The sequence below is a fragment of the Phyllobacterium sp. UNC302MFCol5.2 genome, from assembly GCF_000686005.1.
GTDB classification, from domain to species: domain Bacteria; phylum Pseudomonadota; class Alphaproteobacteria; order Rhizobiales; family Rhizobiaceae; genus Phyllobacterium; species Phyllobacterium pellucidum.
Window position 1 is genome coordinate 60,325 of sequence record NZ_JMLL01000018.1, and the last position, 13,251, is coordinate 73,575.

Sequence of the window (13,251 nt, forward strand, 5' to 3'; positions counted from 1 at the left end):
TATTCTTATTCAGCAGCTTCGCGTACTGGTTCCTGGGCGGCCAACCAGCGTTCGGCTTCAAGTGCTGCCATGCAACCCATGCCTGCTGCAGTTACCGCCTGACGGTAGATGTCGTCCGTGACATCGCCGGCAGCAAAGACGCCCGCAACATCGGTTGCCGTGGAATCCGCCGCCGTCCAAAGATAGCCGTTCGGCTTGTGCTTGAGCTTGCCTTTGAAGAGCTCCACGGCCGGCGCGTGACCGATGGCAACAAAGACGCCATCTGTCTCAAGATCAGTGGTTTCGCCAGTCTTGATGTTCTTCAGGCGCACGCCCGAGACCGATGCCGGCAGCGGCGCCTTGGCTTGGGTCCCAGTGATCTCGTCGATGACATTGTCCCAGATGACCGTGACGTTTTCTTTGCTGAACAGGCGATCTTGGAGGATTTTCTCGGCACGGAACTGGTCGCGGCGGTGAACGATGGTCACCGACTTTGCAAGATTGGCAAGGTAGAGCGCTTCCTCGACGGCAGTATTGCCGCCGCCGACGACGACCACGTCCTTGTTGCGATAGAAGAATCCGTCGCAGGTGGCGCAGGCCGAAACGCCAAAGCCCATGAAGGACTGTTCGGTCGGAATTCCGAGCCACTTCGCCTGTGCGCCTGTGGCAATGATCAGCGCATCGCAGGTGTATTGCGTTCCACCGTCCCCGACCAGCCGGAAGGGGCGCATCGACAAGTCGACCTCGGTGATGATGTCATGCGCAATTTCGGCCCCGACATGTTCGGCCTGAATGCGCATCTGCTCCATCATCCAGGGTCCCTGGACGGGATCGGCGTAGCCCGGATAGTTCTCGACATCCGTCGTGATCATCAACTGGCCGCCCTGCTGCAGGCCCGCCACGATAAGCGGTTTCAAATTAGCGCGGGCAGCGTAGATCGCAGCGGTGTAACCCGCTGGACCGGAGCCGATAATGAGAACGGGCACATGGCGCTTCGACATAACAAGACCTTAAATTCATTTCTCACAAAAGTTGGCGCGGGCCACAGCTCGCGTTCGACCGCCATAAGGTAGTGGCTCAGCCCCCGGTGTTGCAAGGTCTGTGCAAAACATAGGCGGGTTAGCCACAGCTTGCTGCTGCGTTTCCCGCCTCTTCGTTCCATTGTGCGCTCTGCACGAACCAGTTATGAAACTGAAGATGTCAAAAATGCGGACCACCGCCCTTTCCAGAACGTAGCGACCGATTTCTGACGGATGGAGGTCAACGCCATTTTTCGCACCATCATCAATCTATGCGCGCGGTTCGGCCTCATCATGGCAGCGACGATGCTCATACCGGCCCTCATCGACCTCAAGGCCGGCAGCCGCGATTGGCTCGTCTTCGTCCAGGCAGCAGGTCTTACCGCTGTCCTGTGCTGGCTGACCAGCCTTGCCACGCACCACCCCGAGATCCGCTTCACCCCCCGGCTTGGATTCCTGCTGATAGTCGCCCTCTGGCTTAGTGCGGCCGTGTTCGGCGCCCTGCCCTTCATCTTCTCGCCCCTGCCTATCAGCATCATCAAGGCCTTCTTCGAGTCGATGTCCGGCATTACTGCCACCGGCGCCACGGTTCTGACCGGTCTCGACAGGATGCCGCGCGGTATCCTGCTCTGGCGCTCGATGCTGTGCTGGTTCGGCGGCCTCGGCTTCATTGGCCTCGGCCTTTTGCTGCTGCCGTCCTTGCGCGTCGGCGGCATCCAGCTGCTGCACATGGAATCCTCGGACAAGTCGGAGAAGATACTGCCGCGCATCCACCAGATCGCGACCGGCATCGTCCTCGCCTATGTCAGCCTGACGCTGATTTGCACCATTCTCTATTTTGTTGCCGGAATGGGCATGTTCGACGCTATTAATCATGGCATGACCACCGTTGCGACGGCGGGCTTTTCGACGCACGATTCATCACTCGGCTTTTACGCGCACAACCGCGCCATCCTCATCATCGCCACCGTGTTCATGATCCTCGGTGCCTTGCCCTTCGTGCTCTATATCAAAGCGGCGATGCCGCAACGCCGGGTATCGATGAGCGATCCGCAGGTTACGCTGTTCTTCATCATCATTGTCGGCTTCAGTGCGATCCTTGCCGCCGGGCTGATGCTGGAAACCGGCATAGGGCTTGTTGACGCGATCATCGCGGCAACGTTCAACCTTGTCTCGGTGATCACCACGACGGGCTTTGCGACAGAAGACTATACGCTTTGGGGTGCCGAGGCACTCGGCATATTCTTCCTCGTGACATTCATCGGCAGCTGCTCCGGTTCAACTTCCGGCGGCATCAAGATCAATCGCCTCATCATTCTCTGGCAGATGGCATCTGCGAGCCTGACGCGTCTGATCCTGCCGAATGCCATCGTCAAGATGCGCTATGGAAAATCGGAAATCACCGACGAAGTCGCACAATCGGCGCTCCTGTTCATCTTTCTCTACATGGCCTCGCTCGTCGCAGGCGCCACGGTGCTTGCCATGCTCGGCAACGATCTCGGGACAGCTTTCACCGGCGCGCTGACTGCGCTTTCGAATGTCGGCCCAGGATTTGGCGAAACGATCGGCCCGGCCGGCAATTTCTCGACAATCGGCGATCCATCGCTGCTGGTTCTGAGCTATCTGATGCTCGCAGGACGTCTCGAAATCGTCACCGTCGTTATTCTCTTTACCCGTCGCTTCTGGACGAGATAAATCGCAACCTGTTTGCAACCGGCGGGCAATGCATTACACAGCAGCAGGAATCGCTTATGTATAACGCACTTACCGTGTGAAACAGGATAAAGGCACCCATGCCTCTGAAGGCGGAACTCGACGCGATCGACTGGAAAATCCTGAAACAATTGCAGGACAATGGCCGCATCACCAATGTGGAGCTCGCCGAACGCGTCGGTATCTCGGCGCCGCCCTGCCTGCGCCGCGTGCGCAAACTTGAGGAAAGCGGCGTCATTCAGGGCTATCGCGCGATACTCAATGGCGCGGTACTTGGCCAGGACATCGTCGCGTTCTGCATGATCCGCCTGCACCGCCAGTCCGATGCCGATCTGAAGAGCTTTGCCGAAAAGACCCAAAACTGGACGCTCGTGCGCCGCGCCTGGATGGTTTCGGGTGAATCGGACTTCCTGCTTCACTGCGTTGCGAGCGACCTTTCCACCTTCCAGAACTTCGTCATCGAGGAACTCACCTCGACGCCGAACGTCGATTCGGTGCGTACATCGCTGACCATCCGCTCGGTAAAGAACGAACCTTTGATGGTGCTCTAGGTTCGTCGCGTGCGGCTGTAGAGGTTCAAGGCGACCCGGTAATACGGCCTTAGAATTTCCCGTTTCAAGCGGGCGCCGAAATTCTTGTTCTTGCCCTGAACGACCGTGCCGCCAAGATCGAAATCGATCTCGCGAATGGTGGTCGGCCGCGCGGAAAGAATGCGCGCGGTATGCAGCCAGCGCATCTGTATCGTCGTGTCGACCGGACGATCGAACCGCTCCGTCGCCTTCAGGAGTTCTGCGGCCGCCTCGCGGCCGACAAGTTGCATCTGCATGCCAAGGCCGGGCAAGCGCGGCTGCATGATCGAACAGGTGCCCTTGCGCGCAATGTCGGTTCCATGTTCGCCCCGCGTCCAGCGCGGAAAGCGGATATAATCGCCGGGCTGAATGGTCTCCAGCGCCAGCGCCAGTTGCTCGGCGAATGGACCGTCGTCGATATCGACATCGTCCTCGATGACAAGCCCCGCATCGAGATCGCGCTCGACGATCGTCGCCCAGGCCTTGCGGTGCGACTGGAAGCAGGCGATTTCCGAAGGACGCAGCTCGAACGGGTAGTAGGGCATGTGCAATGACCGGGCATAGACCGTATCGATTTCGCCCGGCGTCATGTTCACGGCGTCAACGGCATTGAGGATTTCAGCCTTGATTGGCAGGCGCTTGATCAGCTTCTCGACGTGTTCGCCGCGCTTTGTGGCGCGCTTTAGATGGATGATCAGCGCCGCAGTCTTCACCGCAGCCCACCCGCGAACATAGCTTCGTAGACGTCGAGAATCTTTCCGGCTTCCTTTTCCAGCGGAAAATTCTGCCGGACATGCGCAAGGCCGGCCTTGCCCATATCGGCGCAATGGGCCGGATCGGCAAGATAAGGCGCGATCGCTGCTTCCAGCGCCTTACCGTCACTCGCAGGAACGACCGATCCTGTTCCGGGTGTAATCATCTCGGCATAGGCGCCCGCATCGCTCGCGACAACCGCCGTCTGCGACGCCATGGCTTCGAGCGGCGTCAGGCCGAAGCCTTCCTTGCGGGACGGGGCAACGTAAAGCGTCATGCGGCGATACCAGACGCGCACGTCCGGCACTTCGCCGAGGAAAAGAATGCGGTCCTCAAGTCCGGCGGCGGCGATCTTCTGCCGCAGTTCCTGCTCGAAACCCTTGTTTTCAACGGTCGTGCGGCCGGTCATGATTGCCGTCCATTCCGGATGCTGCGGCAAAAGGCTGATCATTGCGTCGACGAAGAGATCGGTTCCTTTCGAATGCCGAATCCGGCCCGAACAGCCGATAAGATATTTCCCCGGCAGGCCAGAGGCCGCAAAGCTGTCCTCTTCGCCCGATGGCGGGTGAAACCGCTCGGTGTCGACACCATGCATGATCACCGTGTGCGGCACCTCGAGGAAGCTGCCGGATTTCCCGCTCGTCGCAATGACGGCGTTCATTTGCCGGATAAGCCACTTGGTGAAGGACCTGTGGTCGCGCTGCGCCGCCGAGGTAAAAAGCAACTTCAGCCGCATACGCAAGACCGAGCGCATGAAAATGCCTGCGACCATCTCCGTATTGCGGCGGGCGTGCCAGATGCGGAACGGACGGGTTCGCGGCCTTAGCCATAGGCCAGGTAGCCCCAACCAGCGGATCTTCGGCAGATCGTCCGGCAGGCCCGGCCCCAAGGTTGCTATCTTGAGGCCGTTCGCGCGTTGCAATGGAATAAGCTGGATGATGGTCGAGGTGACGCCGGAAAGCGTGCGCTTGAAGTTCGGCGCGATCACCTCGACGTTTGACACGGTATCGAACGACACCGCTTAAACAAATCTGAAGCCGAGGATCTCGTAGGACCGTGCGCCGCCTGGCGCATTGACTTCGATCGTGTCGCCTTCGCTCTTGCCGATCAGGGCGCGGGCGATTGGCGAGGAAACGGAAATCCGGCCCGCCTTGGGATCGGCTTCCTGGTCGCCGACGATCTGGTACGTCCGCTCTTCCTCGGTATCCTCATCGACAAGACGGATCGTTGCGCCGAACTTGATCTTGTCGCCGGAAAGCTTGGAAATGTCGATGATCTCGGCGCGCGCCGTATAGTCCTCGAGTTCGCCGACGCGACCCTCGTTGTGGCTCTGCGCTTCCTTGGCAGCATGATACTCGGCGTTTTCCGAAAGGTCGCCATGAGCGCGCGCCTCCGCAATCGCCTGGATGATGCGCGGCCGCTCTTCTTGCTGGCGCCAGCGCAGCTCTTCCTTGAGCTTGTCAAATCCTGCCTGAGTCATCGGGACCTTTTCCATGTCCTCTCCTTTCGTTGTAGTGCCAAAACGGGCCAAAACAGAGCCGCGCGGCACAAAAAGAAAACGGTCGCCGGAGCTTAAAGCTTCGGAACCGTTCAATCATTCCTGACTTAATATAGCATCGTTTCAGGCAATTTCACGAAGAAAGTGGAAATAGTGCCGGCAAACGGATTTGCGGGGCGATGCATTATCGAATCACGAGGGACTCACATCACTGTGAGGCGACCGAACCGTCGAAATGTGTTCTCAATTTCCCAAATTGACTCGCCACGCCCGACAACGCCCACGATGAAAGGACCCTCATCGATGCGACGGAGAATAGCTATTTTGCTGGCAAGCGCCCTTTGCTTTGGCGCCCAGATGGCACAGGCCGAGACCTTCGACACCGAGAAAGCGCCCGTCGCCTCCGAGACGGTCGCGAGCAATCTCGACCACCCCTGGAGCCTCGCCTTCCTTCCCGATGGCGCCCTTCTCGTCACGGAGCGCGCCGGGAATATGCGGATCGTCAAGGATGGCAATGTATCGGACCCGCTGAAAGGTGTACCGGAGGTCGCTGCGATGGGCCAGGGCGGCCTACTCGATGTCGTGCTGGCGCCGGATTTTGCGCAAAGCGGGCGCATCTTTTTCACCTTCTCAGAACCTGGCAAGGACGGCGCCGGCACTGCGATTGCAAGCGCCAGACTCGTGGGCATTGGACAGGGCGGAACCCTCGAGGACGTCACCGTCCTCACCTCGATGCGCAAGAAGACCAGCAAGGGCCAGCACTTCGGCTCGCGCATCGTCCTTACGCCAGATGGCAAGCTGTTCGTGACGATGGGCGAGCGCGGCGACCGCAACCGCGCCCAGGATTTCAAGGATGAAGCAGGTTCCGTGCTTCGCATCAATGCCGACGGTACCACGCCGGCGGACAATCCTTTTGCCGATGGCAAGAGTGGCCTGCCGCAAATCTGGTCGAAGGGCCATCGCAATCCGCAAGGGGCGACCTGGGATCCAGTCACGCAGTCGCTCCTGACTGTGGAGCATGGGGCCAAGGGTGGTGATGAGATCAACCAACCCCAGGCAGGCAAGAATTATGGCTGGCCGGTCATCTCCTACGGCAAGGATTATTCCGGCGCCAAGATCGGCAAGGGCACGAAAGCCAAGGGTTACGAGCAGCCACTCTACTATTGGGATCCGTCGATTGCGCCGTCGGGGCTCGCCGTCTACGAAGGCGAGATGTTTCCGGAATGGAAGGGCGATCTTCTTGTCGGATCGCTGAAGTTTGCAACGCTGGTGCGACTTGAACGCGATGGAAAAGGCACGATCGGAACCGAGGAGCGCATGCTCAAGGACGCGTTCGGCCGTATCCGCGACGTCCGCGTCGCGCCGGATGGCTCGGTCTATCTTCTAACCGACGATGCTGATGGCAGGATCGTTCGATTGACACGCGCGCGAGCGAGCTAAGCGTCTTGCAGTCGGCGGTTGCAGCAGTTAGAGCAATTGCGACTGCGGAACCTGATGTAACCGCACCAACTTGTGGGATCGTCATGACGCATGGCCGGGCCAATATTCTGTTGCTTCTTGCCGGAGCGATCTGGGGTTTCGGCTTCGTTGCCCAGTCGACGGCGATGGCCAGCGTCAAGCCGTTCATGTTTGTCGCCATCCGCTTTTTTCTTGCGGCGCTGACCGTCCTGCCTCTCGCGATTCGCGAGGCAAAAAACGCGCGCCAAGGGCTGACACAGCGCGATTATCTCGGCTTTGTCTTCATCGGCCTCCTGCTCTTTTCCGGCGCAGCCCTGCAGCAGGTTGGCATGCTCACATCGTCGGTCACCAATGCCGGGTTCCTGACTGGGCTTTACGTCGTCATGGTACCGATCCTCGGCGTATTCCTGTTTTGGCAATGGCCCCATCCAGTCGTCTGGCCCTGCGCCCTGACTGCGCTTGCCGGTATCTACCTTCTTTCCGGAGGCCGGCTCGATGGTCTGACTGTTGGAGACTGGCTTATCGTGGGATGTGCGGTTTTCTGGGCACTGCAGATCATCTTCATCAACCGCATCGGCGTTCAGAGTGGGCGCCCGATCATGCTGTGCCTCGTGCAGTATCTGGTTTGCGGCGTCCTCGGCCTGGTGGTCTCGATGACAAGCGAGCGGACCGAACTGTTTTCGATCCTCGCGGCCGGTCCGGAACTCATTTTTGCGGGTGTCCTGTCGTCGGGCGTAGGCTTCACCCTGCAGGCCGTCGGCCAGCGTTTCACAACGGCGCCGCAGGCTGCCATCATGCTTTCGTCCGAAGCCCTTTTTGCCGCGATCTTCGGCATCATTCTGCTCGGCGAGCGCCTGACGCTTCAGGGCCTTGTCGGGTGCGCCCTCATTTTTTCGGCAATGATCGCTGTCGAACTCATCCCGATGCTGCGCAACAAGTCACGCCTTGAAGATCAAGGTCGCCCCGCCGGCAATCAGGGCAAATCCGGCCACGTGCTGCCAGGTGAATGATTCCTTGAGATAAAACACCGAAAACAGGCTGAAGACGACGAGCGTGATGACTTCCTGCATCGTCTTCAGTTCAGCGGTCGAATAGACCGTGTGGCCGATGCGATTGGCGGGAATGGCCAGCCAATATTCCATCAGCGCAATGCCCCAGCTGATGAAAACCACCTTCGCCAGTGGCGCTGACGGAAACTTGAGGTGACCGTACCAGGCGAAGGTCATGAAAACATTGGAAGCAATAAGCAGGAAAATGGGCGCAATGGATGGCGATAGAAAATTCGGCATGATCGCTCTTTCAGGAAGCTAGGTCGTTGGCTACGGCAGGCTAAATGCACCGGCAATTGCAGCAAAATCAAGCCATTTGCGGGCACGCCATGTTTCGATCCCAAATGTTAAGAAGCCGCTGACCTTTCCTTTACGATTTGCCTCTACTTTCACCCGTTGCTGCGCCTCGATTCAGGCAATGGGATGTGGTGACATGAGTTGTGCGTTGTCGTCCGCTGTGCGCTTGAAGCGCTTATCCACGATACTGCTGTTGTCTGTGTCGACGACCCTCAGTGGCTGTGGCATGGACGAGGTGCGCCGTCCCATGGCCGACGTCGGCAGCGGTTCGGATACCGCCATTGCCAGCAGATCGCTCGCCAGCGAGGAAAACCAGGTCGCCGTCGAAACGCAAACGCTGCCGAGCTCCGGGATGGACCAAATGTCTGGGCCACCCCCCGACGTCATTTCTGTGCCCGACACCAGCCAGGCGGCAAGCGAACCGATCGAGCCGGCGACGCCGACCCTGCAGCCACCCGAGGCAGCACCGGAAATTCCGCGGCTTGGCGAGACCAAGCCCTATTCCCTGCCGGAAATGGAACCCCCGTCGGATGATGACAAGAGCTATGGGTATCTGAAAAATTATAGTTATCCCAATGCGATACGCGATCCTATCGCACGCGGAGAAAGCGTTCTCGGCATGTCCGGCGGCGAGATGGCCTGCCGCACCGAACTCAAGAAGCTTGGCGTGGTGTTTCAGGAAAAGCCGCCAATCAACGATGGCGGCGCCTGCCGCATCGACCATCCGCTCGCGGTCAGCGGCTTTGCCAGCGGCAATATAAAGCTGAAGCCGACGGCGACCCTGAATTGCCAGATGACGCTTGCATTTGCCCGCTGGGTCAAGGGCGACCTCTCGCCCTCGACGCGGCTGCGCTACCTTTCGGGCATCAACACCATACATCAGGCGTCGAGCTATTCTTGCCGCACCATGAGCAGCCAGCGCGGCCGGCCCATGTCCGAGCACGCCAGGGGCAATGCGCTCGACATTGCGAAAATCACGCTCAACAACGGCCGCGAAATCGAGGTCGAAAGGCCGGGGCTCTTCTCGTTCCGCCAGCGTGGTCTTCTCAACACCGTTCGTTCGGATGCTTGCGACTATTTCACCACGGTGCTCGGACCTGGCTACGACCGTTTTCACAGCACGCACTTCCATTTCGACCTGATGCAGCGGCGCAGCGGCCACCGCGCCTGCCGCTGATCAGTGCGGATTTAATTGCCGCTGCTTGTAGCTCCGATATTCCCAGACGGTGACGACGATCAGGATGGCGCTGGTCGCGGCGCCGATCGCCAGCGGTGAAAGAGCCGGGCAAATGACCGCCAATCCGGCACACAGCACCAGCCCCACGAGATGGGATAGCGGCACCCGGCCATTGACATAGCGCTTGAAGAGAAGATTGCCGACAAGATAAAGCGCCGTGCCGCCGACCGACGTCCAGATCATGGCAGCTTCCGCATGGCCGAGCGGATGATCCAGCACCAACTCGTCCGAGACGGCGACGACGATGATGCCAGCGACCAGCAACACGTGGACATAGGTATAGGCGATGCGGGCGATTCGCCCCGGATCGTCGGTCTCTGCAATCTTGTGATGCGCCGCCGACTGGCCGAGATTGAAATAGATAAGATACATGGCGACGGACGCGACGAAAGTCGTCAAGAACGCCGCCAGCGAAACCAGGCTCCATTCTTGCTCCGAAAAGGTGGCGCCGGATACGAGGATGGATTCGCCGAGTGCAATGATGATGAAAAGGGCAGCCCTTTCGGCCATATGGTCGCCGCTGACATTCCAGTCCGTGGTGATTGAAGCGCCAAGCCGGGGCGCCCAAAATCCCACGGCCGGCCCAAGGATCTCAATTGCCAGCGCCCCTGCCCACAGCGGTAGACGATATTCCGGCATGGCCAGGCCACCGGCCAGCCAGAAGATCGCCGAAATACTGAGCCACACGGCAATCCGCTGGAAGTTGCGGAAGTTGGCGTCGTCGTGATGCCGCACTGCCCACAGCATGAACAGCGTGCGTCCAAGCTGCATTGAGACATAGGCGAGCGCAAAGACGATGCCACGTCCGGCAAAGGCGGCGGGTATCGAGGTGGAGAGCACAAGCCCGGCGAGCATCAACGCGAACAGCATCGTGCGGACTGGCGCGGTCGCGGGGTCGAGCCAGTTGGTGACCCACATCGTATAGACCCATACCCACCATACGGCGGTGAGCAGCAGCGCGCTTTCGGCAAGGCCCTTGAGGCTCAGATCATGCAGGAGGAAATGCGATATCTGCGTAATGGCGAATACAAAGACGAGATCGAAGAAGAGTTCGACAAAATCGACCTTCGCACTATCAGCAGCATCCCGCTGACGGGAATAGTCCCGAATTGCCCCGAAGAATGCCACGCCCATCTCCCAAATCATTGCCCTGCCCGTAAGATGAAGTGGTTCCAGCCAAAAATGAAATGGTTTTTGGCGCGGCCAGGACCTGAATGCGCGCTCGACACTCCTGACAATTTGGGGTTGCGCTCGCGCGCCGCTTTCCCACTTTTAGATGATCAAACAACTCCGGGAGGAACCCATGCGCTTCGTTGACCGCTATCCAATCATCGTCACAGACCGCAAGGAGGCCTGCCGCGACTTCTGGATCGAGCATCTTGGCTTTGTCAGCGCATTCGACAGCACCTGGTTCTCTTACCTCATGGCCGAAGATCAATCGGCCAGTATTGCTTTCATGACGCCGGACCACCCGTCCGCCCCGCCCGGCCCGGAAAAGTTCAGCGGAGCCGGCATGTGTTTCGAACTCCAGGTGGAGGATGCCCGGGAAGCCTTTGACAAGATCGCGTCCACCGGCCTCAAGATCGAATACCCGCTGACCGATGAGCCGTTTGGCCAGCGCCGCTTTGGCTTTCATGATCCATCGGGCCTCTGGATCGACGTTGTCGAGCAAATCGAAGCGGCAGCTGGATTTTGGGATCGCTACATGATCGGCAGCCAGAGCTGATCGGTCAGATTTCCTTCGGAACCGGGGTGGGCTTGCCGTCCTTGTCCAGCGCAACCATGATGAAGTCGGCGTGGGTGACAAGTTCCATCAGATCGGACAGGTAACGTTGCGCCCAGGCCTCGACCTTCAGCGTGATCGAAGTGCGTCCGACATGGGCGATATGGGTGTAGATGCACAGCGTATCGCCGATCTTGACCGGTTTTGCGAAGGCCATTTCCTTGACGGCAGCCGTCACTACGCGTCCGCGCGCCCGTTCCGCGGCCCGAATGCCGCAGGACAAATCCATCTGCGCCATGACCCAGCCACCGAAAATGTCCCCGGCCGCGTTGGCGTCCGCCGGCATCGCCAGCGTGCGCAGGGTGAGTTCGCCGATAGGCTTCATCTCTTCGGTCAATTGCCGTCTCCGTCAATGAATTGCGTTGCCGCCATGATGGGGTGCGGTCGCGGGATTGAAAAGGGGCCTTCGCCCGCAACTGTCAGAAACCCGACATTGCGGGTCGTTGACCGGTTTCGGTTTCGTATCGCCGCTGGCTTAGTCTGGCAATACAGCGAACGTTCCGGAGGGGATCATGAAAATAACCGACGTCAGGACCTTCGTGGTCGGTAATCCGCCGCCCTCGTTCGGCGGCACATGGTTCCTCTTCGTCAAGTTGACGACCGACTCCGGCGTTGTCGGCTATGGCGAGGCCTATAATTCCACGGTCAGTCCGCAGATTATGCGCAAGGTCGTCGAGGACGTCGCCGAGCGCTGGCTCATAGGCGAAGACCCACACCACATCGAACGATTTTTCCGCCGCGCCTATTCGAGCGGCTTCACCCAGCGTCCTGACGTGACGGTCATGGGCGCCGTTTCGGCGCTGGAAATGGCCTGCTGGGACATCATCGGCAAGGAAGCCGACAAGCCGGTCTATGAACTTCTTGGCGGCAAGGTGCACGAGCGTCTGCGCAGCTACACCTACATCTATCCCAAGCCCGAACTCGGCGAAACTTCCGCCATCTACTGGAACGCGGAAGCGTCAGCGGAGCGTGCTGCCGAATATGTGGAGGAAGGCTATACCGCGGTGAAGTTCGACCCCGTTGCCCCCTATACCTCGTTCGATCCGCGCCAGCTTTCGCTCGAACAACTCGATCTCGGCGAGAAATTCGTTCGCCTCGTGCGTGAAGCCGTGGGCAGCAAGGCCGACCTTTTGTTCGGCACCCATGGCCAGATGACGCCGACCAGCGCGGTGCGGCTGGCCAAGCGGCTCGAACCCTATGTTCCGCTGTGGCTGGAGGAACCGGTGCCGCCTGATATGCCGGAGAACATGGGGTATGTGCAGCAGCACACCTCGATCCCGGTCGCGGCCGGCGAGCGCCTGACGACGAAGTACGAATTCCAGCGCCTTCTCGTCAATCGTGCCGCCAATATACTGCAGATGAATCTCGGCCGCGTCGGGGGCATTCTCGAAGCCAAGAAGATCGCAGGCATGGCGGAGACATTCCATGCGCAGATCGCACCGCACCTTTATTGCGGGCCGATCGTCGGAGCCGCCAACATCCAGATCTCCACCTGCAGCCCGAACTTCCTGATCCTTGAATGTATCCAGGGCTTCGGAGGGTTCCACGCCGATATCCTGAAGAAGCCGATCAAGTGGGAGGATGGCTACGTCATCCCCTCTTCGGACCCCGGCCTCGGCGTCGAACTTAACGAGGACGTCGCCGCCGCGCACGCGTATGACGGCCATGACCTGCATCTCGGCATGGGACGTGATCCGCTTATCGTATGATCCCAATGGACCTATCGATCTGGGCTCTGAGGCCGGTCGCGTTCCCGCCTCGGCGCGCTCAGCCATAGCCGTCAAAGCTGCCTTCCCGCGTTCCACGAAAATAATTGTCGCATGTAAAGCTTGATGCCATTATTCCGCTGTATTTCAAGGAAAAATCAGCTCATATATTAATCGCATTTTTCTTCGA

The 13,251-nt window shown here is 59.3% G+C and carries 14 protein-coding genes; 7 read left to right on the forward strand and 7 right to left on the reverse strand.

From position 1 onward, the window contains the following. Positions 1-5 precede the first annotated feature (5 nt). The gene (gene trxB, locus BR48_RS0122580; RefSeq protein ID WP_027233386.1) at positions 6-980 is read right to left on the reverse strand and encodes a thioredoxin-disulfide reductase; all 975 of its coding nucleotides are present in this window, start codon (positions 978-980) and stop codon (positions 6-8) included. 312 nt (positions 981-1,292) lie between these two features. Between trxB and BR48_RS0122585 the strand changes: the two genes are divergently transcribed. Together BR48_RS0122585 and BR48_RS0122590 are read left to right on the forward strand one after the other, a co-directional pair. Continuing rightward, entirely contained in the window at positions 1,293-2,693 is a 1,401-nt protein-coding gene (locus BR48_RS0122585) for a TrkH family potassium uptake protein (RefSeq protein ID WP_027233387.1), read from the forward strand. A 98-nt stretch (positions 2,694-2,791) separates the two neighbouring features. Then, positions 2,792-3,262 carry an Lrp/AsnC family transcriptional regulator gene (locus BR48_RS0122590; protein ID WP_027233388.1) on the forward strand — a complete coding sequence of 157 codons (471 nt, stop codon included), beginning with the start codon at positions 2,792-2,794 and terminating at the stop codon, positions 3,260-3,262. On the opposite strand, the gene BR48_RS0122595 is transcribed toward BR48_RS0122590, so the two are convergent. From BR48_RS0122595 to greA, 3 genes are read right to left on the reverse strand one after another with little or no spacing between them, the layout of a single operon-like run. Further along, a complete protein-coding gene (locus tag BR48_RS0122595) occupies positions 3,259-3,993 on the reverse strand; it encodes a glycosyltransferase family 25 protein (RefSeq protein ID WP_027233389.1) in 735 nt (244 codons plus the stop codon). The genes BR48_RS0122590 and BR48_RS0122595 overlap by 4 nt on opposite strands. Further along, complete coding sequence (locus BR48_RS0122600; protein ID WP_245273693.1) at positions 3,990-5,051, reverse strand: glycosyltransferase family 4 protein; 1,062 nt, start codon at positions 5,049-5,051, stop codon at positions 3,990-3,992. Before BR48_RS0122600 ends, BR48_RS0122595 begins: the two co-directional genes overlap by 4 nt. Positions 5,052-5,054: 3 nt before the next feature. Beyond that, positions 5,055-5,528, reverse strand: a complete 474-nt coding sequence (greA, locus tag BR48_RS0122605) for a transcription elongation factor GreA (protein WP_027233391.1) — start codon at positions 5,526-5,528, stop codon at positions 5,055-5,057. 306 nt (positions 5,529-5,834) lie between these two features. Here greA and BR48_RS0122610 point away from each other — a divergent pair, with 306 nt between their 5' ends. Together BR48_RS0122610 and BR48_RS25310 are read left to right on the forward strand one after the other, a co-directional pair. Beyond that, on the forward strand, positions 5,835-6,971 hold the full coding sequence (locus BR48_RS0122610) for a PQQ-dependent sugar dehydrogenase (RefSeq protein ID WP_027233392.1): 1,137 nt from the start codon (positions 5,835-5,837) through the stop codon (positions 6,969-6,971). Between the two features lie 83 nt (positions 6,972-7,054). Further along, entirely contained in the window at positions 7,055-7,999 is a 945-nt protein-coding gene (locus BR48_RS25310) for a DMT family transporter (RefSeq protein WP_051615415.1), read from the forward strand. On the opposite strand, the gene BR48_RS0122620 is transcribed toward BR48_RS25310, so the two are convergent. After that, on the reverse strand, positions 7,928-8,278 hold the full coding sequence (locus tag BR48_RS0122620; protein WP_027233393.1) for a DMT family protein: 351 nt from the start codon (positions 8,276-8,278) through the stop codon (positions 7,928-7,930). The two genes, BR48_RS25310 and BR48_RS0122620, sit on opposite strands and share 72 nt — an antisense overlap. 250 nt (positions 8,279-8,528) lie before the next feature. Between BR48_RS0122620 and BR48_RS26875 the strand changes: the two genes are divergently transcribed. Further along, entirely contained in the window at positions 8,529-9,512 is a 984-nt protein-coding gene (locus BR48_RS26875) for an extensin family protein (RefSeq protein ID WP_348271670.1), read from the forward strand. Here BR48_RS26875 and BR48_RS0122630 read toward each other — a convergent pair whose 3' ends face one another. Further along, the gene (locus BR48_RS0122630) at positions 9,513-10,700 is read right to left on the reverse strand and encodes a low temperature requirement protein A (RefSeq protein WP_027233395.1); all 1,188 of its coding nucleotides are present in this window, start codon (positions 10,698-10,700) and stop codon (positions 9,513-9,515) included. A gap of 175 nt (positions 10,701-10,875) precedes the next feature. On the opposite strand from BR48_RS0122630, the gene BR48_RS0122635 reads away from it, so the two are divergent. After that, positions 10,876-11,298: a VOC family protein gene (locus BR48_RS0122635; RefSeq protein ID WP_027233396.1), complete on the forward strand. Its 423-nt coding sequence runs from the start codon at positions 10,876-10,878 to the stop codon at positions 11,296-11,298. Between the two features lie 4 nt (positions 11,299-11,302). Here the strand turns inward: BR48_RS0122635 and BR48_RS0122640 are convergent, their stop codons facing one another. Then, positions 11,303-11,680: an acyl-CoA thioesterase gene (locus BR48_RS0122640; protein ID WP_036815387.1), complete on the reverse strand. Its 378-nt coding sequence runs from the start codon at positions 11,678-11,680 to the stop codon at positions 11,303-11,305. A 187-nt stretch (positions 11,681-11,867) separates the two neighbouring features. Here BR48_RS0122640 and BR48_RS0122645 point away from each other — a divergent pair, with 187 nt between their 5' ends. After that, complete coding sequence (locus BR48_RS0122645) at positions 11,868-13,064, forward strand: mandelate racemase/muconate lactonizing enzyme family protein (RefSeq protein WP_027233398.1); 1,197 nt, start codon at positions 11,868-11,870, stop codon at positions 13,062-13,064. Positions 13,065-13,251 lie beyond the last annotated feature (187 nt).

Excerpts from the sequence above, each read along its gene's own strand:
- trxB (WP_027233386.1), bottom strand. The coding sequence starts at position 980 with ATGTCGAAGCGCCATGTGCCCGTTCTCATTATCGGCTCCGGTCCAGCG.
- BR48_RS0122585 (WP_027233387.1), top strand. The coding sequence starts at position 1,293 with ATGGCAGCGACGATGCTCATACCGGCCCTCATCGACCTCAAGGCCGGC.
- BR48_RS0122590 (WP_027233388.1), top strand. The coding sequence starts at position 2,792 with ATGCCTCTGAAGGCGGAACTCGACGCGATCGACTGGAAAATCCTGAAA.
- greA (WP_027233391.1), bottom strand. The coding sequence starts at position 5,528 with ATGGAAAAGGTCCCGATGACTCAGGCAGGATTTGACAAGCTCAAGGAA.
- BR48_RS0122610 (WP_027233392.1), top strand. The coding sequence starts at position 5,835 with ATGCGACGGAGAATAGCTATTTTGCTGGCAAGCGCCCTTTGCTTTGGC.
- BR48_RS25310 (WP_051615415.1), top strand. The coding sequence starts at position 7,055 with ATGACGCATGGCCGGGCCAATATTCTGTTGCTTCTTGCCGGAGCGATC.
- BR48_RS0122620 (WP_027233393.1), bottom strand. The coding sequence starts at position 8,278 with ATGCCGAATTTTCTATCGCCATCCATTGCGCCCATTTTCCTGCTTATT.
- BR48_RS0122635 (WP_027233396.1), top strand. The coding sequence starts at position 10,876 with ATGCGCTTCGTTGACCGCTATCCAATCATCGTCACAGACCGCAAGGAG.
- BR48_RS0122640 (WP_036815387.1), bottom strand. The coding sequence starts at position 11,680 with ATGAAGCCTATCGGCGAACTCACCCTGCGCACGCTGGCGATGCCGGCG.
- BR48_RS0122645 (WP_027233398.1), top strand. The coding sequence starts at position 11,868 with ATGAAAATAACCGACGTCAGGACCTTCGTGGTCGGTAATCCGCCGCCC.